16 protein-coding genes are annotated in these 19,053 nt (G+C 61.1%); 4 read left to right on the top strand and 12 right to left on the bottom strand.

Translation table 11 applies throughout. The features are described from left to right. Positions 1-101 precede the first annotated feature (101 nt). Together ABD937_RS16690 and ABD937_RS16685 are read left to right on the top strand one after the other, a co-directional pair. Positions 102-1,463, top strand: coding sequence for a M16 family metallopeptidase (locus ABD937_RS16690; RefSeq protein WP_345256925.1), 1,362 nt, complete (start codon positions 102-104; stop codon positions 1,461-1,463). A 19-nt stretch (positions 1,464-1,482) separates the two neighbouring features. Then, positions 1,483-2,796: a M16 family metallopeptidase gene (locus ABD937_RS16685; protein ID WP_345256924.1), complete on the top strand. Its 1,314-nt coding sequence runs from the start codon at positions 1,483-1,485 to the stop codon at positions 2,794-2,796. Positions 2,797-2,974: 178 nt separating this feature from the next. On the opposite strand, the gene ABD937_RS16680 is transcribed toward ABD937_RS16685, so the two are convergent. Continuing rightward, entirely contained in the window at positions 2,975-3,913 is a 939-nt protein-coding gene (locus tag ABD937_RS16680) for a TIGR01777 family oxidoreductase (protein ID WP_345256923.1), read from the bottom strand. A gap of 124 nt (positions 3,914-4,037) precedes the next feature. Between ABD937_RS16680 and ABD937_RS16675 the strand changes: the two genes are divergently transcribed. Next, positions 4,038-5,501 (top strand): sensor histidine kinase, encoded by a 1,464-nt coding sequence (locus ABD937_RS16675; protein WP_345256921.1) that lies wholly within the window; start codon positions 4,038-4,040, stop codon positions 5,499-5,501. A 5-nt stretch (positions 5,502-5,506) separates the two neighbouring features. Then, positions 5,507-5,929 carry a response regulator gene (locus ABD937_RS16670; RefSeq protein ID WP_345256920.1) on the top strand — a complete coding sequence of 141 codons (423 nt, stop codon included), beginning with the start codon at positions 5,507-5,509 and terminating at the stop codon, positions 5,927-5,929. 222 nt (positions 5,930-6,151) lie between these two features. Here the strand turns inward: ABD937_RS16670 and ABD937_RS16665 are convergent, their stop codons facing one another. The 11 genes from ABD937_RS16665 to murD all read right to left on the bottom strand — a co-directional run bounded on the left by ABD937_RS16665 (position 6,152) and on the right by murD (position 18,980). After that, positions 6,152-6,778 carry a carbonic anhydrase family protein gene (locus tag ABD937_RS16665; protein ID WP_345256919.1) on the bottom strand — a complete coding sequence of 209 codons (627 nt, stop codon included), beginning with the start codon at positions 6,776-6,778 and terminating at the stop codon, positions 6,152-6,154. A 35-nt stretch (positions 6,779-6,813) separates the two neighbouring features. After that, positions 6,814-7,701 carry a bestrophin family protein gene (locus tag ABD937_RS16660; RefSeq protein ID WP_345256918.1) on the bottom strand — a complete coding sequence of 296 codons (888 nt, stop codon included), beginning with the start codon at positions 7,699-7,701 and terminating at the stop codon, positions 6,814-6,816. A gap of 160 nt (positions 7,702-7,861) precedes the next feature. Continuing rightward, positions 7,862-8,335 (bottom strand): YciI family protein, encoded by a 474-nt coding sequence (locus tag ABD937_RS16655; RefSeq protein ID WP_345256917.1) that lies wholly within the window; start codon positions 8,333-8,335, stop codon positions 7,862-7,864. Positions 8,336-8,392: 57 nt separating this feature from the next. Next, positions 8,393-8,824 carry a hypothetical protein gene (locus ABD937_RS16650; RefSeq protein WP_345256916.1) on the bottom strand — a complete coding sequence of 144 codons (432 nt, stop codon included), beginning with the start codon at positions 8,822-8,824 and terminating at the stop codon, positions 8,393-8,395. Between the two features lie 171 nt (positions 8,825-8,995). Beyond that, entirely contained in the window at positions 8,996-10,879 is a 1,884-nt protein-coding gene (gene ftsZ / locus ABD937_RS16645) for a cell division protein FtsZ (protein WP_345256915.1), read from the bottom strand. Between the two features lie 152 nt (positions 10,880-11,031). Beyond that, positions 11,032-12,411: a cell division protein FtsA gene (gene ftsA, locus ABD937_RS16640; protein ID WP_345256914.1), complete on the bottom strand. Its 1,380-nt coding sequence runs from the start codon at positions 12,409-12,411 to the stop codon at positions 11,032-11,034. Positions 12,412-12,481: 70 nt separating this feature from the next. Continuing rightward, the gene (locus ABD937_RS16635) at positions 12,482-13,738 is read right to left on the bottom strand and encodes a cell division protein FtsQ/DivIB (RefSeq protein WP_345256913.1); all 1,257 of its coding nucleotides are present in this window, start codon (positions 13,736-13,738) and stop codon (positions 12,482-12,484) included. Beyond that, positions 13,738-15,180 (bottom strand): UDP-N-acetylmuramate--L-alanine ligase, encoded by a 1,443-nt coding sequence (murC, locus tag ABD937_RS16630; protein ID WP_345256912.1) that lies wholly within the window; start codon positions 15,178-15,180, stop codon positions 13,738-13,740. Before murC ends, ABD937_RS16635 begins: the two co-directional genes overlap by 1 nt. Before the next feature lie 2 nt (positions 15,181-15,182). After that, on the bottom strand, positions 15,183-16,283 hold the full coding sequence (murG, locus tag ABD937_RS16625; RefSeq protein ID WP_345256911.1) for an undecaprenyldiphospho-muramoylpentapeptide beta-N-acetylglucosaminyltransferase: 1,101 nt from the start codon (positions 16,281-16,283) through the stop codon (positions 15,183-15,185). A gap of 2 nt (positions 16,284-16,285) precedes the next feature. Then, the gene (locus ABD937_RS16620) at positions 16,286-17,635 is read right to left on the bottom strand and encodes an FtsW/RodA/SpoVE family cell cycle protein (RefSeq protein ID WP_345256910.1); all 1,350 of its coding nucleotides are present in this window, start codon (positions 17,633-17,635) and stop codon (positions 16,286-16,288) included. Positions 17,636-17,639: 4 nt separating this feature from the next. Continuing rightward, a complete protein-coding gene (murD, locus tag ABD937_RS16615; RefSeq protein ID WP_345256909.1) occupies positions 17,640-18,980 on the bottom strand; it encodes a UDP-N-acetylmuramoyl-L-alanine--D-glutamate ligase in 1,341 nt (446 codons plus the stop codon). Between the last annotated feature and the right edge of the window lie 73 nt (positions 18,981-19,053).

Here is a 19,053-nt window from a genome sequence, read left to right as displayed (position 1 = left end):
TCCTAAACCCCCTAAACCTCCTAAACCTTTCTCCGCTGCCGCAAATTCTCCGGGCGAGCGGAAAATTCGCCGTACCTTTTAGAGACCCAAAACCTCGTTTTATGAAAAAGAAATGGCTTCTCCTTTTGCTGGCAGCCACCAGCCTGGGCGCGCATGCGCAACGCCGGCTTCCGCCCAACTACCACTACCAGCGCTTCGCCAACGGCCTTGAAGTAGTGGTGATCGAAAACCACAAGGTGCCGCTCGCCACCATCGAGATCGCCGTCAAGAACGGGGCCTACACCGAGGGGCCGGAATACAGCGGCCTCTCCCACCTCTTTGAGCACATGTTCTTTAAAGCCAACAAGGACTACCCCGACCAGGAGAAGTTCCTCCGCCGCACCGAGGAGCTCGGCGCCATCTGGAACGGCACCACCAACGTGGAGCGCGTCAACTACTTTTTCACCTTCGACAAAGACTCCCTCGAGGCCGGCCTGCGCTTCATGAACTCCGCGATGCGCTACCCGATCTACCGCACCGAGGACATGGCCAAGGAGCGGCCCGTGGTAGACGGCGAGTTCCAGCGCGGGGAGAGCGATCCCGGCTTTCTCATCTGGCACGAAACGCACAAGCGGCTCTGGGGCGAACTCTTTACCCGCAAGAACCCGATCGGCGAGCACGACGTGATCAACACGGCCACACCCGAAAAGATGATGGTGATCAAAGACAAATACTATCACCCCAACAACTCCCTCCTGATCATCGCCGGCGACGTGCAACCCACGCAAGCGTTCGCGTATGCGCAGAAGGTCTGGGGCGACTGGGCACACAGCGGCTTCGACCCGATCGAGAAATACCCGATCCCGGCCTTCAAGCCACTGGAGCGCACCGACTATTTCATCAAGCAATCCTCCATTGCCAATACGCCCTATATGGTGTTTGCCTGGCAGGGACCTTCGTATAAGGAAGACTCCGCCGGTACGGTGATCGCCGACGTCTTTGCCGCCGTCATGCGCCTCAACGCCTCCAAATGGCAGCAGGCCCTCGTCGATAAGGGGCTTGCTACGTGGGCCGACATGAGCTATACCACCAACCACTTCACGGGACCCATCGAGGCCTGGGTGATGCCCAACCCCACGAAGCTGAAGGAGTGCTACACCGAAGTGCTGAACCAGGTGCGTCAGCTCGGCAACCCCGACTACTTCACCGACGAGCAGCTCCGCACTGCCCGCGAGGTGATCCGCCGCAACGAGGTGCGCAGCCGCGAGAAGCCATCCGCCCTCCCGATGCAGCTGTCGTACCAGTGGGCCAGCACCTCCTTCGAATACTACACCGATTACGAGGCCAACCTGATGCGCGTCACCCGCGACGACCTCGCCCGCTACGCGCAGCGCTACATCATCGGGAAGCCCTATGTGGCCGGCCTTATCCTCAACGAGGAAACCGCCAAAGCCACGCAACCTGAAACCTTCTTCAAAAACTAAAGCACCCAAACCGATCGATATGAAAAAGATCCTCCTCGTGCTTTGCCTGATGGCACCGGCGGCGCTGCTGGCGCAAATGGGCAAGGCCTACGACATGAACATCAACGGCGTCAAGGTGATCGTGCAGCCGAGCGGCAACGACATCGTGGAAATACGGACCATCATCAAGGGCGGCGTGCAGAACTATTCCAACGAGCAGGCCGGCATCGAGTCGCTGGCCCTCAGTGCGCTCACCGAATGCGGCACCGCCTCTATGGACAAGAACAGCTTCAAGAACGCACTCGACGCCGTGTCGGCGCAGGTAGGCGGCTGGACGGAGATGGACTTCGCCACCTTCCGCATGAACTGCATCAAGACCGACCTGAAGAAGGTGTGGCCGCTATATGTGGAGGCCCTCACCGCGCCCCGCTTCGACGAAAAAGAGTTCACCCGCATCCGCCAGGACCTCATCACACAGATCCGCTCCATGGCCTCGCAGCCCGACAACGAAACCGACCGCCTTGCGCGCAGCACCGCCTTTGCCGGCACAGCCTATGCCCGCGAGCCGATCGGCACCGAGGCCACCGTGTCGAAGCTTACACCCGCGGCCACCAAAGCATATTACAAGAAGCTGCTCCACCGCGGCCGCATTGCGGTGGTGATCGTGGGCGACATCGACCGCACCGAGCTCGAAGCCGCCGTAAAATCCTTGCTCGACAAGGTGCCGGAGGGCCCGCAGATCAAGCTGCAGAAGCAAAGCTTCACCGCCACCGGCAACAGCTTCCTCCCGGTGAAGAAGGACCTCGCCACCAACTACGTGCAGGGCATCACCGCGGCGCCCCAGCCCGGCTCGCCCGACTACGATGCCTTTGTGCTGGCCATGCGCATCTTCTATACGCGTCACTTCGTAGAAATACGGTCCAACAACGGCCTCTCGTATGCGCCGGCCACCTGGTTCAGCGGCGGCCTCACCCCGTTTGCCAACCTGTTCGCCTCCACCACGGAGCCCAACAAGTACATCACCGTGGCGCGACAACTGATCGACAAGATCCGCCGCGAAGGCTTTACGGACGACGAGTTGCGCAACATGAAGACCGGCTACCTCACCCGCACCTGGTACAAGCAGGAAACGAACGCCGAGCAGGCCGCCTCGCTTGCGCAGAACGAAGCCGTGCACGGCAACTGGAAGCGCGCGCTCACCATTGCCGACGACATGAAGAAAGTGTCGCTGGCCGACCTCAACCGCGTCTTCAACAAGTACGTCACCAACATCAGCTGGGTGCTGCAGGGCGACCCCTCCAAGGCCGACCCGAACCTGTTCAAGCAGAAGGAAACCCCGGCCAAGACCTTCTGATTGGCTTTATTTCAATACAAGAAGCCCCCGTAATTGTACGGGGGCTTCTTTATTGGGGGGGCAAGTAAAAATTCAAAAGTCAAAATTCAAAAGTCAAAATTCAAAAATGCTCATAGGGCCAGAGTTTTAGTGTTGGTAGCGCCAAACGCTTGTGACTTTTTACTTTTGAATTTTGACTTCATTTGCCCCCGCGGTAAGCACTTTCAAGTTGACGCGCGGCGGCACGTATATCGGGGTATTGAAACGCGAAACCCGTTGCCTCCAGCTTGCGGCTGCTCACGGTGGCGCTCTTGAGCACCTCGATGCTCATCTCGCCCAGCAGGGCCTTCAGCACAAAGGCGGGCGCGGGTGCCGTAACGGCAAAGCCCTTTGCTTCCTTCATGGCACTGACCAATTCCGCGTTCGGTACCGGCGCGGGCGCCACGGCATTGTACACACCCGCGATCTCAGGGGTATTGACCGCCTCCACGAAGAACCGCACGAGGTCGTCGATATGGATCCAGCTCACCACCTGGCGGCCGCTGCCCATGATGGTTGCGACGCCGAAGGACATCGGCTTGCGGAACTCCGCCCAGGCACCGCCTTCGTGGCTCATGACGATGCCGATGCGGGCGATGACGAGGCGCTTGCCTAGTGCCTCTACGGGGCGGATGGCCCCTTCCCATTGCGCGCAGGTGCGGCCCAGGAAAGCACCGTCGGCCCGATCCTCCTCCACGAAGGGCCTCGGGTTGGGCACCTGCGGATCAGGACCGTACCAGCCGATGGCGGATGCGGAGAGTACCGTATGCACTTTGTTGGGCAAGGTGCCGAGGGCCCTGACCAGGAGCTCGCCGGAGCGTACGCGGCTTTCCACGATCTCCTGCTTGCGCCGCTCCGTCCAGCGGCCGCCGGCTACGTTGGCGCCGGCCAAGTGCACGATGACGTCGGCGTCGGCGAGGGCGCCGGCATCGATGGAGCCGCTCTCCACCGACCAGGCGGCATAGCGGAGCCCGGGAGCGGGAACCGCCGACGAGGGATTACGTGTCAGCACGATCACGGAGTGCCCCTGTTGGCGAAGGGCGCGGGAGAGGGCGGTGCCGACGAGCCCGGTACCACCGGTAATAAGCACTGTAGACATAATGGTTCAACAAATAAACGTAGATTCCGGTTGGCATCGGCACGGGGCAGGGCCCTGATTCTAAACCGGCTTTAATGTGCACCGGCCGCTCAATGCTTAATTTGCATCCTCCTTAACCCCTACCATGAAGATCGCGCAGTTGGTATTTTTTGGCTTCCTGGTCGTGCTGCTCTTGTTCTCGGCCACCACCTGGATCAACTTCCGGCAGTCGGAGCGCGTGCAGGAGAACACCGAGTTCTTCGCCCACTCCACCAACGTGGTGCGCCAGAGCAACCGCTTCCAGCGCAATATCCTCAACATCGTGAGCTCCATGCGGGCCTACTTCCTCACCGGCGAGCGCACCTTCCTCACCGCATTCGACTCGGCGATGCTCGAGAACCGGGGCATCATCCGCGAGCTCGACTCGGCCGCCGATGCCGTGCAGCGGAGACCTGTCGAAAAGATCAATGTCCTCAACCAGCGCTGGAACGCGGAGTTTACGCGGATCCTGGCGGCTGCGCGGCAAAGCAGCGCAGCCGACAGCAGCCCGGAGGCGCTTTCCGCTCTTTATAAAAACGAATTCCCCGAGCTTGTGCGGGGCGAGGTGGCAGCCGATCTGCAGCGCGAGGTGCGCGACTTCATCAATGCCGAATACCGGCGCCGTGAGGAAAGCAAGACGCAGCTCGCCGAATCGATCGCCGGCACCCGGCGCCTCTCGTTTACCCTGACCCTTGTCTCCATCGTGATCGGACTCGTCATTGCCGGCTTCCTCTCCTACCATGTTTCCACGCGCATCCTGCGGATGGTGCGCATGGCCAACAGCATTGCCGAGGGACAATACAACAGCCAGGTCGCGTACACGGGCCGCGACGAGCTCGGGCGCCTGGCCGGATCGCTCAACCACATGGCGCAGGTGCTGCATGCCAACTTCTCCGAGCTGAAGCGCAAGAACGCGGAGCTCGACCAGTTTGCCCATATTGTGTCGCACGATCTCAAATCGCCGCTGCGGGGCATCTCCAACGTAGTATCCTGGATCGAGGAAGACCACCACGAAGAGCTGCCCCCCAAAGTGCAGGAATACATGGCGCTCGTGAAGGGGCGCCTCGAGCGCGCCGAGCACCTCATCAGCGGCATCCTCACTTATGCCCGCATCGGGCGCGAGCAGCAGGCGCGCGAGACGGTGGTGGTGCGGGAGCTGCTCGAGGAAGTGCTCGAGAACCAGCCGGTGCGCCCCGGCCTCCGCGTGGAGTTCGCCCACAACCTGCCGCTCCTCTTCACCGAGCGCCTGCCCCTGTACCAGGTGTTCGCCAACCTTGTAAGCAACGCCGTCAAGTACCACGACAAGACGGAAGGGCATATCCGTGTGTACCACCGCGAAACCGAGCAGCAATTCGTGTTCTTCGTGAACGACGACGGCCCCGGCATCGACCCGGCCTACCACCGGAAGATCTTCCAGATCTTCCAGACCCTGCAGGAAAAGGAGAGCTTCGAGAGCACGGGAGTGGGCCTGGCCATTGTGAAGAAGATCCTCGACGCCCGGCAGGAAACCGTAGAAATACAATCGGCGGCCGGCAGCGGCACCACCATTTCGTTTACCTGGAAAAAATAGCAACCATGTCAAAAGTGATCAACATCCTCATGGTGGAAGACGACCCGCTCGACGTGATGGACATCCGCCGCACGCTCGACAAGATGAAGATCGTGTACCACCTGCACCATGCCCGCAATGGGGAGGAAGGGCTGCGCCTCTTGGGCCAGCTCGCCGGCGAAGAGCCGTCGGTGCAGCCCGACATCGCGCTCATCGACATCAATATGCCCAAAATGAACGGGCTGGAGTTTCTGCAGGCGCTGCGCGCCGACGAGCGCTGGAAAGGGCTCCGGTGCTTCATCATCACCACCTCCGATGAGCCCTTCGACCGGCAGTCGGCCAAGGCCCTCGGCGTATCGGGCTATATCGTAAAGCCGTTCAAGGTCAATAACCCGAGCTCGATGGATTCCTTCAACCTGATGATCGACCTGATGAATATGCGCGGCTAAGCGGGGTCAACCGAAAAGAAAAGCGCCCGGCGGCAGACATCGTCTGCACCGGGCGCTTTATTAACGTGTGTAGCACTCGTCTGTATAATGACCTTCCCTTGGTTCATCGCGAGGCGATAGAAGTAAGTGCCCGGCTGTAACGCGTCTTCGCTCACGCCTGACGCTTCACGCCTTCCGGGAAACAGGGGCTTCCGGGTTCAGACACCACTTCCTGACTATGGATCAGTCTTCGAAGAAGGTAACCTCACCGGTCTCCACGGCATAAACACCGCCCGCGATCTTCACGGCTCCGGCGTCTACGAGCTCCCTGATGACGGGGCTTTCGTTGTAGATCCGCTCCATGGTGAGGCGCACGTTGCGCTCGGTGATGCGGTTCACGAACTCGCGGTCCTTACCATCGCCGGTATGGCCTTCTTTGGCCTCGGCCTCGATGGCGGGATGCACGCGTGCCAGCACACCCGTGAGGTGTCCGAGCTGCACGCCGTTGCAAGCGCCCACGATGGCGCCGCAGCGCGTATGGCCGAGCACCAGGAGGATCTTGGTGCCCACTACCTTGGTGGCAAACTCCATGCTGCCGAGGATGTCTTCGTTCAGCACGTTGCCCGCGATCCGGATGCTGAAGATATCGCCGAGGCCCTGGTCGAAGACGAGCTCTGCCGACGTACGGGAGTCCATGCAGCTCAGGATGGTGGCGAACGGAAACTGCCCCTCTTTCGTTTCGTTCACCTGCTTCAGCAGGTCGCGGTTGGCCTTGAGGTTTTTAACGAAGCGCTGATTGCCTTCCTTGAGGATATCGAAGGCCAGCTCGGGTGTCAACTGGCTCTGTGTTTCTTTCGAATGCGTATACATAGCTAACGGTGATTTACTGCGAATATCGGTGACGGTCACAACAAATAAAAACCTTCCGGGGTTGCGGGGCCGGGAATGTCCGCCTCGCCCATCAGCTGCCGGATATTGATCTCGATGGTGCGGGCGATGGCCGTCACGGGAATGTCGCTGGGCCGGTTCCGGAATGGATCCTGCAGGTGAAAAGCCGACTTCTCGAGCAGGAAGAACACGGAGGCGATGAGCACCAGCAGCGGTATCTCGAACACCGGCGCCACGTCTTTCAGCGCGATGGACAGCACCACCACGAAGAGGTAGATGGCATAGTGAAGAAAAAGCCGGTACGTGACCGGGAACACCGTGCCGTTGATCCGCTCCGCCTTGCCCATGGCATCGGTGAGCCGCACCAAGGTAGCGTCGAGCTGCACCTGTCCGTACCAGGAGAGCTGTCCGGCCTCCTGCAACGCGCGCAGATCGGCGCCGTGCTGCCTCAGGAGCGCAAGCGGCATATTGCGGTGCGTGGCCACGCGCTCCAGCTCCGCTTCCTGCAGCAGGTCGCCGATGCCGTCGAGCGGCGGCTGCCCCCTGAGGCTGCGTCCGAGCACGTAGCACCAGGCGATCTGGCGGTGGGCAAGCCGCTGCAGCGGCGCGTCGGTGCCGGCAAACTGCTGGAGTTGCAGGATGAGGCTACGCGAATCGTTGACGATGGCACCCCATACCTTGCGGGCCTCCCACCAACGGTCGTAGGATTGGGAAAGCTTGAAGGAAAGCAGGATGGAAATGGCCGTACCCAGGAAGGCGGCCACCGAGAGCGGCATTTCGGGAATGCGGTTGGTGAACCGGTTGGCGGCCAGGTTGATCAGGATGCTCAACGCCAACACGAAGAGCAGGTCGTACCGGACCTTGTTGAGGATGTACGAAAAAGGAACTTTCTTCTCGACGATCATAGATGCTTCGTTCAGCTACGTGCGCAACCCGGGCAAAAGAACCGTGCCAGTGAAACGGCTCCCATCCTTTCGACCGTTCCCGCGCGCATCGAACGGCGGCCTTGTTCCAGGGCAGGCAGAAAAAAGCCCCGGCGGTACCAGGCGACGACGATTGGCACCATCAGTTCTTCGGCTTCGTTACCTTGTCGGCATAGGGCAGGTACATGGGGAGGGCCGCCGACCCGTACCAGAGGTAATACTCCGGGGCGAGCACGCCCGACGAAACAGCGCTGTCGTTGGCCACCAGTGCCTCGGCTTCGGCGATCGTTTTTACATTAAGGATGAAGATACCGCGGTACTGGCGCTCGTTCTTCTGGATGGGTCCCGCCACGAGCAGCTTCCCTTGGGCCACCATGCGCTCCATGTTGGCGAAGTGGCCTTTGAACAGGGAGTCGCGCTTCGCCTTGTCGTTCTCCACCGTGGGCCCTGTCTTGAGGATCACGAGCACATACTGCTTCATGCCGTTGGGCTCACCGCCGAGCGAGTCGGCCAGTTTGGGGTCGTAAGCGGATTTCGTCTGGGCGGCTGTAGTGGCCGCACAAAGAAGAGAAAGGCCAAGCAACAGGCTACGGAAGGTGGAAAGAACAGGAGTCATAAGCAGGATCTTTTAGTTCGCGACGGTGAAGATACAGCACCGGACCCGAAGCAGCCTTCAGGCGCCGGTAAACCTAGAGACGAGTAAGGCGAAGAACACGACCGACCCGATCACCATCATGACCTCGCCCAGTGAGCGGGTGCGCTGCCGGTATCGATACCCTTCTTCGACGCCTGCGATCCGTTGCCGGGCATAGCGGAAGTGATAGCCGATCAGGATCCCGACCGGCCCGCCCAGCAGCGCCGAGATAAAGCCCGCGGCGATGAGCGGCTCACTGCCCGCCTCTTCGGGCTTACGCAGCCCGTCCAGGAATCGCTGCCGGTGCGTGCGTTGCCGCAGGTAGGGCTCGAGGTCCGTACCACGCCGCCCCAGTTCCGCTTCGGCGGCAGCCACGAATGCTTCCTGGTAGTTGTCCGGACTCACCACAGCCTGGAGCAGTTCCTCCGAAGGGCGTTGTTTCACCAAATCGTTGAAGTCGAAGGCAGTCATTGTATTAATACGGTTTTGGTACAAACAAGATACAACTTTCCTGAACCCGGGAAGCCGGCAGTACCAATAAAAAGCCCCCGGCACGAGGCCGGGGGCTCACAACTAAAAACAGTAGCCCAAAGGCTGTTTTCAACGGAATGGAAACCTGGCCGGGCAGACCAGGCACCGATTTTAGTCCGGCTTCTTGCCGTCCAGGAAGGTATTGATCGTAGAGATCGATGCGCCGTTGTTGCCATCCGGACGCACGGAATAATTGCTGTAGAAGTTTTCGACGCTGCTGGAATTGTTGTGCAATTCCATATTGCGGCGGATGTAAGCCGGTACCGATTCAAACTCGTTATTGGGGTCGGCCGAATTGAGGTTGAATGACAGATTTCTCAATTTCTGCAAACGTTCGGCCGCCTTACGTTTCTCGTCTCCAGCCACGTCCTGCGGTGCAGGGTCCTCGGCCGGGAGGTTGTTTGGCGTGTGAGCTTGATGAGGCGCGGTTACATCCGCCGCTGGAATTTCACCACGGATCACCAGTTGCATATTGAAGGTTTCCTCGTCTTCATTGGATGCAATAGGTCCCGGGGCGGGCTTTCCTGCAGAACTGGGTGTGGATACATCCGGTCTGGAATCTGCGTAGATATTGGACGGTCTGGCCAGATAACCCCCGGCCGCTGCAGACGGCTGGGTAGCGTTGCCGGCGCCGCTTCCCTGCTGGGGGGCGGCATTGCCGATAATATTCTGACGGAGCTGCTCGAACTTATCGTCCAGCTGCCGCTTTTGTGCTTCCAGTTCGAGGCGCTCGCGCTCCCGCTCGGCGGCCTCGTCGCGCAGGGTCAGCTGCAGCAGCACGGGGGCGTCGTCGTCGGCAGGCTCCTGCGTAAACGCATGCACCAGGGGCAGCTCGGGCTGCAGCTCCAGGGGCGGCAGCGCGGTTTCGTCTACCAGCTGGGGGGCCAGCGGGTCGGCCGGGGGCTGCGGGGCCGGTGCTTCCGCTTTCGGCTTCGGCGTGTCGCCGAGGGTCAGCACGATCTTCTCTTCGCGCGGCGCCACGGGTGCCGTGGCCTGCTGCGACGTGGTGCTGCGCACCGTGAAGGGATCCTTGTGCTCGAAGCCCGTAGCAATGAGCGTGATGCCCAGCTTGGAGCCAAGCGAGTTGTCGTAGCCAAGACCGAGGATCACGTCGGTGTGCTCGCCGGCCTGCGACAGCAGGTAGTTCTGGATGATGTCCACTTCGTCCATCGTGAACTCGTGCTCGCCTTCGGCGGAGTTGATGTTGATGAGGATCCACTTGGCGCCGCGGATCTCGTTGTCGTTGAGCAGCGGCGAGTTGAGGGCCTCTTCGATGGCGCGCTGAGCACGGCCGTCGCCGTCGCAGGCGGCGTTGCCGAGGATGGCCACGCCACCGTTCTTCATAACGGTGCACACATCGGCAAAGTCGACGTTGATCTGGCCGGTGCTGTTGATGACGTCGGTGATACACTTGGCAGCCGTGGCCAGCACGTTGTCGGCCTTCGCGAATGCCTCGCGCATCTTGAGGTTACCGAACTGGTGACGCAGCTTGTCGTTCGAGATCACGAGCAGCGTGTCTACGTAGTTCTTCAGGTTCTTGATGCCTTCCTCGGCCTGCAGCTGGCGCTTGCGGCCTTCGTAGGCGAAGGGGGTCGTTACGATGCCCACGGTGAGGATGCCGAGGTCCTTGCAGATCTTGGCGATGATGGGCGCGCCGCCGGTGCCCGTGCCGCCACCCATGCCGGCCGTTACGAAGGCCATCTTGGTATTGACCTCGAGCATCGACTTGAGCTCCTCGAGGCTTTCCTCGGTGGCCTGGCGGCCGATCTCGGGGTTGGCGCCGGCGCCGAGGCCCTGCGTCAGGTGGGGCCCGAGCTGCACCTTGTTAGGCACGGGGCTCTGGGCGATCGATTGCGCGTCGGTGTTGGCAATGATGAAGTTCACGCCTTCGATATCCTGGGTGAACATGTGGTTCACGGCGTTGGAGCCGCCGCCACCGATGCCGATGACTTTTATGATGGAAGATTTCTCCTTGGGCAGATCAAAGTGGATCATAGTATATAGTTAGTGCGTTTCCGTAGAAATGCGGTGAAGCGTATTAATGGTGGTCGAACGATGGTGGCTTGCGGGAATCGGGAATCGCTAATCGGGAATGCGTCTGAGATACAGAGTACGCATTGCCGATTCCGGATTGCCGATTGCCGGCATCACAGCTGGTGGTCCTCTTCTTCTTTAAAGATGTCGATGAGGCTGTTCTTGAACTTACCCCAGAAGCCGTTGGTCATGCCCTTGGTGCGGGTGGCTGCCGTAGCGGCCGGGATCACCAGGTGACCTTCGTGCTGCGTGGGTACGGGCTCTTCCGTGCGCAGGGTGTCGGGCACCTCTACGCGGCGGTAGTCGTGCTCGAACTGCTTGCGGTTGTGCTCGTAGTCGTCGTAGCCCTTCAGGATGAGGCCCAGGCAAGTGGAGTACGTGGGCTTCGCCAGCTCCTCGATATGCCCCGAGGCGAGGTGCTCCGTAGGCAGACCAATGCGGGCGTTAAGGCCGGTCACATACTCGGTCAGCTGAATGAGGTGCTTCAGCTGCGAGCCGCCACCCGTGAGGATGATGCCGCCGTTGAGCATGCGGCTGTCGAGGCCCACCTGCTTCAGGTGGTAGGTCACGAAGTCGAGGATCTCGCTCATGCGCGCCTGGATAATGTTGGCGAGGTTCTTCACCGAGATCTCCTTGGAGGGCATGCCGCGCAGGCCCGGGATCGTGATGTAGGCGTTGGCCTTCGCCTCGTTGGAGAGGGCGGAACCGAACTGCACCTTCATCTGCTCGGCCTGCGTCTTCAGCACACCGAGTCCGGTCTTGATATCGTTGGTGATGTTCTCACCGGCAAACGGGATCACCGCGGTGTGCTTCAGGATGCCCTCGTAGAACACGGCCAGGTCGGTGGTACCGCCGCCGATGTCCACGATGGCCACGCCGGCCTCGAGGTCTTCCTGCGCCATGACGGCCGCCGAGGAAGCGAGGGGCTGGAGCACGAGGTCCTTGGTGATGAGGTTGCTCTTTTCCACCGACCGGTTGATGTTGCGGATGGCGTTCTTGTCGCCGGTGATGATGTGGAAGTTGGCGCCCACCTTCACCCCGCTGTAGCCGATCGGGTCGGGAATGTTTTGAAAATTGTCCACCGTGAACTCCTGCGGGATCACATCGATGATCTGGTCGCCGGCCGGGATGTACGTCTTGTACTGGTCGGAGATCAGCTGGTCGATCTCTTTCTGGGAGATCTCGTCGTCGGTGTTGTGGCGTACAATGTCGCCCCGCGTCTGCAGGCTCTTGATGTGGTGGCCGGCGATGCCCACGTACACTTCATTCACCTCCAGGTTGGGGTTGGAGGAGTAGCAGTTGTCGAGTGCCTGCCGGATGGCCTTGATGGTCTCGTCGATGTTCAGCACCTGCCCGTGCTTTACACCATTGGAGTTGGAGCGGCCAAAACCCAGGATCTCCAGCTTGCCGAACTCGTTCTTTCGTCCGGCAATGACCGCGATCTTGGTAGTGCCGATGTCCAGCCCCACGATGATTGGTTGCTCGTTGTTCATGTCTTTAGGTTGTTTTTAGTTGCTGTTCCTGGTTTCGATGGGTCAAAGGGTGTATATCCGTTGGTTTTTCTTAATACTCATTCGTGGGTGCCGTCGTAGTCCGTCGCGGGGCGGGCTTCGGCGGCGTCGTCTGCCCGCTGTTTCGCCGGGCCGGCATCGTGGCCTTCGGCGGTGTGGCGGTGCTGCGGGTGGCGGCGGCGCGATTTGCCGGGGTAACGGCCGGCCTTGCTCCATTGTTGCGCGCCGGCACGGTTGCCGCCGGCACCGTGCGGGTAGCCGGCCCGGTCGTTGTGCGCGGCGTCACTACCGGCGTTACTGCCGGCGGGCGGCGGGCGCTGTCGGCCGTGGGTGCCGCGGGCGGCTCGTTGCGGTAGCCCGGTTCGGCGCGGTTCCCGATCGAGTCGAGGGGCATCGTCTGGCGGGCATGCGCGCTTTCGGCGGCGGCGGCCAGCTGCTCCACGGCAGCGAGGGAGTCGTGCAGCATCTGCGCCTGCGAGCGGGCCAGCAGCTCCTCGATGTTCTTCTGCAGCTGGATCGAGTCCACTGCCGAAACGGGTCCGCGGCGTACGCCTACTACCTGGCCGGCAAAGCGCACGTCCACAACGGCGTAGCGGTCGAAGCCGGTTTTGGCGAGCACATTCTTATAGAAAAGGTGCAGGCGGGCGAGCTTGCGCTCGAGGTCGCCGGCATCGCCGAGGCGGATCAGCCCGTTGCCGACCACCGGAACGGCCTCGTAGCCACCCGGCACGAGGTCGAGCTGGGCAAGCTGCTCCTTCCAGAAATCGTCGGCTGCCACCCGGCCTGCAATGGTTTTCACTTCCTGCATCCGAACCGAGTCGGCACGGCTGTAGCGCGGGCCCTCGGGGTAACCGGTCACCACCAGCACGCGGGCACTCTCCTTTTCGAGCAGCGGCATCCGCTGGCCCGACGAGTCGATATAGAACGAGGTGCCGGCGGTGGTGAACACACGGGCTACGGGCTCCCGCTCCGTTACCTGCACGTGCAGCACGTCGCGGCTATCGACCCAGAGCTCGGCATTGCGAATCCAGACGCCCTTTTCGAGGCTTACCTCGAGGCGGGCAAGGTCGAGCTGCTCGAGCGGGCGGCCTTTTACCGGCGCACCCTGTGCTTTGGTGAGCAGCTGCAGGATGTCGGCCTTGTCGATGAAGAACTGCTCGCCGTCGCCCTTGATGGAGATTTTCACGGCACGCACGGCATGGCCCGCGTCGCGGCGGTTGGCCGCAACCAAAAGCGTGATCAGCCCCGCTCCGGAGAGTACCCAGAAAAACAGGGTCAGGATCTTTGCTATGAGGCGCTTCTTCGTCATCAGGCGTTTGCGTATATCTCTTTGAGCGCGGGCACAAGGGCATCGATATCACCGGCGCCAGCCGTGATGATGACCTCTCCGAACTCCTTGTCTAGCTTTTTTGAGTGGGTTTTTGCCCAGGAGAGCAGCTCCTCTTTCGTCAGCGCGTGCTTGTCCTCCCGGTCGATTTCGGTAAGGATCATTTCACTCGTGACGCCTTCAATCGGCAGCTCGCGGGCAGGATAGATGGGCAGCAAAATTATGCGATCCGCCCATTCCAAACTCTTGGCAAATCCGTGAAACAGGTCTTTTGTTCGACTAAACAGGTGCGGCTGGAAGACCACCGTAATTATACGCTGCGGAAAGAGGCTCCGGGCGCTCTTCAGTAGGGCATTCAGCTCTTCCGGATGGTGCGCGTAGTCGTCGATGAGCACCGGCTGCACGTACGCACCCTTCACCTTTTTCAATGGCGGAACAATGTACTCGAAGCGGCGCTTCACCCCCTTGAAATCCCCCACCGCGTTGCGGATGCGGTCCGACGGGATGTGCAGGCAGTGCGCCACGGCGATGGCCGCGATGCAGTTCTCCACATTGTGCATGCCGCCGATGTTGAGGCGCACGTCGTATATGGAAGTATCGGGCAGCTGCACGTCGAACTCGTAGCCGCCTTCCGACACGCGGATGTCCGATGCGTATACGTCGGCCGCATCGTTCTGCAGGCTGTAACTCCACTTGTTGTCGACCGTGATCTCCTTCGCCCGGCCAAGGCCGAACTTATGGATGAGGCGTCCGCCCGGCTTGATCTTGTTGCCGAAGGTCACGAAGGCGTCCTGCATCGTCTTTTCATCGCCATAGATGTCGAGGTGGTCGGGGTCCATGGAGGTGATGATGGCGATGTCGGGGCTCAGCTTCCAGAAGGAGCGGTCGTACTCGTCGGCCTCCACGATGGCCAGGTCGTTGAACGACTGCCAGAAGTTGGTGCCGTAGTTTACGGAGATCCCGCCCAGGAAGGCGTTGCCGCCCTCTCCGGCGTGGCGGATGATGTGCGCCACCATGGTGGTGGTGGTGGTCTTGCCGTGCGTGCCGGCCACGGAGATGTTGAACTGGTCGTTGGTGATGGCGCCGAGCACGTCGGAGCGCTTCACCACGCGGTAGCCGTTCTGCTGGTACCACACTAGCTCGGCATGCTCCTTCGGAACGGCGGGCGTGTACACCACGAGCTGCGCGGCTTTGGGCGCGCGCTCCACGTTCTCGTCGTAGTACACGGTGATGCCTTCGGCCACGAGGGCCTGCGTGAGCTCGCTCTCAGTCTTATCGTAGCCGCTCACGGCGGCGCCGCGGGCCTTGAAATAGCGCGCCAGGGCGCTCATCCCGATGCCGCCGATACCGATGAAATACACGGTACGAATGTCTTTGACCGTAGCGAGTGGTGGCGCTGCCGGTACCTGTGGTTCGTTGCTCATGTTCAGCTGTTCGCGATTCTGTTTAAAATGGCTTGTGCAATCGTCTCGTCGGCGTTGGTGACGCCGAGCTTCTTGATATTTCGAGTTAACTGTTCCTGCTTTGCCGGGCTCTTCGCCAGGGCGATGAGCTCGGGTACGATGCGGGCGCCCGCCTCGGCGTCGGGCACCATCAGGGCGGCATCCTGCTCCACGAGGGCGCGGGCATTGGCCGTCTGGTGGTCTTCCGCCGCATGGGGATAGGGCACGAAGAGCACCGGGCGTCCTACCACGCAGAGCTCGGCTACCGCCATGGCGCCTGCACGCGACACCACGATGTCGGCCGCGGCATAGGCCTGCTCCATCTGCGTGATGAAGTCGCCTACCCAGAGCCCGCGGCTGCCGTCGGCCTTCTGCTTCCAGCGGGCGGCGTCGGTCTTGCCGGTTTGCCAGATGAGCTGCAGCCCAGCGTCGGCAAGCTCCTGGAAGCCCGCCGCCAGCGCCTCGTTGATGGAGCGCGCGCCCAGCGAGCCGCCTACGGCCAGCACGGTGGGCTTGCCTTCCTGCAGCCCGAAGAAGCGCAGGGCCTCCCCTTTCGGGATGCCGGCCGTCTTCACGATGCCGGGGCGCACCGGGTTACCCGTGAGCACCAGCTTCTCAGCCGGGAAGAACTGCTGCATGCCTTCACCCGCCACGAAGATGGCGGCCGCCTTGCGTCCCAGCATCTGGTTGGCCCGGCCTGCAAACGAGTTGCTCTCGTGGATGAAGGTTGGGATGCCACGAGCCTGCGCGAGGCGCAGCACCGGGAACGAGGAGTAGCCACCGACGCCGATGGCGGCATCGGGAGCGAAGTCGTTGAAGATGCGGCGCACCTGGAAGAAGCTCCTGATGAGCTTGAAGGGCAGCGCGATATTCTTTAACAAAGAGCTCCTGTTGAATCCCGCAATGTCGAGCCCCTTGATCGGGTAGCCGGCCTGCGGTACTTTTTCCATCTCCATTCTGCCACGGGCGCCCACGAAGAGGAGCTCCACCCCGGGGTCCAGCTGCTTCAGCGCATTGGCGATGGCCAGGGCCGGGAAGATATGCCCGCCTGTGCCGCCGCCTGCTATGATGATCTTCTTTGCCATGCTTATACCACTACTCCTTCTGTTTCTTCAATGATCGCCTCTTCGTCTTCGGCACCGGCCGCATCGGCCTCGGCCTTGCGCTGGGCGCGCTCTTCCTTCAGCCGCTCCTTGCCTTCGTGCTGCTCCACGTTGCGCGCAACGCTCAGGATGATCCCGATCGAGAGGCAGGTGAAGAGGAAGGAGGATCCGCCCATCGACACCAGCGGCAGCGTCACCCCCGTTACCGGGAAGAGGTTGACGTTGACCGCCATGTTGGCCATCGCCTGGAACACGAGCGTGAACGAGAGCCCGAGCGCCAGGAAGGCACCGAAGGCATACGGGCAGCGCTTGTACAGCCGGATGCAGCGGAAGAGCAGCGCGAGGTAGATGAAGATGATGAACGCGGCGCCGAGGAGTCCGTATTCCTCGATGATGATCGCGTAGATAAAGTCGTTATAGGCCTGCGGCAGGAAGTTGCGCTGCGTGCTGTTCCCCGGTCCCACGCCGAAGATCCCGCCCTGGGCGATGGCGATCTTGGCCTGGTCGGTCTGGTAGGAGTCGTCGCTCAGCACTTCCTTCGAGCCATACATATAGTTCTCCACACGGCTCACCCAGGTGGATACACGGCGGGTGAGCGGGTTGGAGGAGGTCGTTGTTTGCGCTACGGTGGCCTCTTCCTCCTCGCCGCCCGTCTTGTGCTTGATCATGGCGGCCGACACGAGCATGAACACCGGGATGGCGGCGGCGCCGACCACGAGCAGCAGGTGCTTGCCCGATACGCGCCCGATGAAGAGCAGCATCATGCAGGTGGCGCCGAGCAGCAGGGCAGTCGACAGGTTGGCCGGGGCGATGAGCGCGCAGGTGATGCCGATGGGCAGGATCACGGGAATGAAGCCCTTCTTGAAATCCTTGATCGTGTTCTGGCGGCGGCTCAGGAGGCGCGCGAGGTACATAAAGAGGGCGAGGCGCGCGAGGTCCGAGGTCTGCATCGTCATGTTGATGATGGGCAGGCGGATCCAGCGGCTGCCCTGGTTGATGGTAGCGCCGAAGAACAGCGTATACACCAGCAGCGGGATCGACAGCAGGAAGAGCACCTTGGCCACGCGCGAGTAGAGCGTGTAGTTGACGCGGTGCGCGAAGTAGATGACGCAGAAGCCGAGGGCGATGAAGACGATCTGCTTGAACAGGTACACCTCCGTATTGCCCTTGTATTTCTGGTAGGCGAGCGAGCCCGTGGCGCTGTAGACGACCAGCAGCGACACGAGCACCAGGAGCCCCACGAGGGCCCAGATGACCTTGTCGCCACGGGTCTTCTTCAGCAGGTTGGCGTTTTGCGCCAGCTCCGCGAACGATATGTCGGCTTGTTGCGGCATCAGCTTACAGGTTCTTGACGGCCTCTTTGAACTGCAGGCCGCGGTCTTCGTAATTCTTGAACAGGTCGAAGGAGGCGCAGGCGGGGCTCAGGAGTACGGCGTCGCCCGGAGCGGCCTGGGCGTAGGCAGCCTGCACGGCGGCAGCGGCGGAGCCGGTCTCCACCACGGTGGCCTTGCCTTGGAAGGCCGCCACGATCTTGGAGTTGTCGGTACCCATGCATACGATCGCCTTCACCTTCTCTGCCACGAGCTCCTCGATGAGCGTATAGTCGTTGCCCTTGTCGATGCCGCCGAGGATGAGCACGGTCGGCTTCGTCATGCTTTCGAGGGCATACCAGGTGGAGTTCACGTTGGTGGCCTTCGAGTCGTTGATGAACTCGACGCCGCGTACGGTGGCCACGGGTTCCATGCGGTGCTCCAGGCTCTGGAAGGTCTGCACGGCCTCGCGGATCTTGTTCTTGCGGATGTCCATCGTGGCTCCGGCTACACAGGCTGCCATGGTGTTGTATTGATTGTGTTTTCCCTTGAGCGCGAAGTCGTACACGCTCATCTGCTGCTGCTCCGCGCCGGGTACGTTCACGTTGAGCTCATCGTTCTGGATGTACGCGCCGGGCTCTGCTTTCTGCTTCATGCTCATAGCTAATTTTTTTACGGGGTTGTGAATATGGTCGAGGTGCCCGAGGATCACTTCGTCGTCTGCATTGTAGATGAAGTAATCATCGGCGGTCTGATTCATGGCGATCCGGAACTTGCTCCGGATATAGTTCTCGAATTTGTAGTCGTAGCGGTCGAGATGGTCTTCCGTGATGTTGATCAGCAGCGCCACGTCGGGACGGAACGTCACGACGTCGTCGAGCTGAAAGGAGGAGATCTCGAGCACATAGAGCGGCTTCGGCTCTTCCGCCACCTGTTTGGCAAAGGAGTACCCGATATTGCCCACGAGGGCGCAATCGAGGTCGGCCGTGCGGCAGATGTGGTAGATCAGTGCCGTGGTGGTGCTCTTGCCGTTAGAGCCGGTGATGGCGATGATGGTGCTGTCGCCCTTATAGCGGAACGCGAGCTCGATCTCGGAGATCACCGGGATGCCTTTGGCGCGGATCTTCTTCACGAGTTCGTTCTTCTCGGGGATGCCGGGGCTCTTCACCACTTCGTCGGCGGCGAGCACGCGGGCTTCGTCGGCGCCCCCATCCTGGAAGGGAATACCGGCCGCTTCGAGCTCGGCGCGGTAGATCGGCTTCAGCGTGCCCTCGTCGCACAGGAACACGTCGTAGCCTTGCTGGCGGGCCAGCAATGCTGCCCCCACCCCGCTTTCGCCGCCGCCCAGTATGACAAGATGCTTTTTCAATGTCTATTAGTCTATTTGTTTATTGGTCTATTTGTAACCTGTTACCTACCAACCTTCCTAAACCTTTCTAAAC

The organism is Flaviaestuariibacter amylovorans (genome assembly GCF_039541815.1).
In the GTDB taxonomy this organism is placed as follows: domain Bacteria; phylum Bacteroidota; class Bacteroidia; order Chitinophagales; family Chitinophagaceae; genus Flavisolibacter; species Flavisolibacter amylovorans.
This window is presented reverse-complemented; position numbering and strand designations above follow the sequence as displayed.

Coding starts and splice junctions, on each gene's coding strand:
- ABD937_RS16690 (WP_345256925.1), top strand. CDS start 102: ATGAAAAAGAAATGGCTTCTCCTTTTGCTGGCAGCCACCAGCCTGGGC.
- ABD937_RS16685 (WP_345256924.1), top strand. CDS start 1,483: ATGAAAAAGATCCTCCTCGTGCTTTGCCTGATGGCACCGGCGGCGCTG.
- ABD937_RS16680 (WP_345256923.1), bottom strand. CDS start 3,913: ATGTCTACAGTGCTTATTACCGGTGGTACCGGGCTCGTCGGCACCGCC.
- ABD937_RS16675 (WP_345256921.1), top strand. CDS start 4,038: ATGAAGATCGCGCAGTTGGTATTTTTTGGCTTCCTGGTCGTGCTGCTC.
- ABD937_RS16670 (WP_345256920.1), top strand. CDS start 5,507: ATGTCAAAAGTGATCAACATCCTCATGGTGGAAGACGACCCGCTCGAC.
- ABD937_RS16665 (WP_345256919.1), bottom strand. CDS start 6,778: ATGTATACGCATTCGAAAGAAACACAGAGCCAGTTGACACCCGAGCTG.
- ABD937_RS16660 (WP_345256918.1), bottom strand. CDS start 7,701: ATGATCGTCGAGAAGAAAGTTCCTTTTTCGTACATCCTCAACAAGGTC.
- ABD937_RS16655 (WP_345256917.1), bottom strand. CDS start 8,335: ATGACTCCTGTTCTTTCCACCTTCCGTAGCCTGTTGCTTGGCCTTTCT.
- ABD937_RS16650 (WP_345256916.1), bottom strand. CDS start 8,824: ATGACTGCCTTCGACTTCAACGATTTGGTGAAACAACGCCCTTCGGAG.
- ftsZ (WP_345256915.1), bottom strand. CDS start 10,879: ATGATCCACTTTGATCTGCCCAAGGAGAAATCTTCCATCATAAAAGTC.
- ftsA (WP_345256914.1), bottom strand. CDS start 12,411: ATGAACAACGAGCAACCAATCATCGTGGGGCTGGACATCGGCACTACC.
- ABD937_RS16635 (WP_345256913.1), bottom strand. CDS start 13,738: ATGACGAAGAAGCGCCTCATAGCAAAGATCCTGACCCTGTTTTTCTGG.
- murC (WP_345256912.1), bottom strand. CDS start 15,180: ATGAGCAACGAACCACAGGTACCGGCAGCGCCACCACTCGCTACGGTC.
- murG (WP_345256911.1), bottom strand. CDS start 16,283: ATGGCAAAGAAGATCATCATAGCAGGCGGCGGCACAGGCGGGCATATC.
- ABD937_RS16620 (WP_345256910.1), bottom strand. CDS start 17,635: ATGCCGCAACAAGCCGACATATCGTTCGCGGAGCTGGCGCAAAACGCC.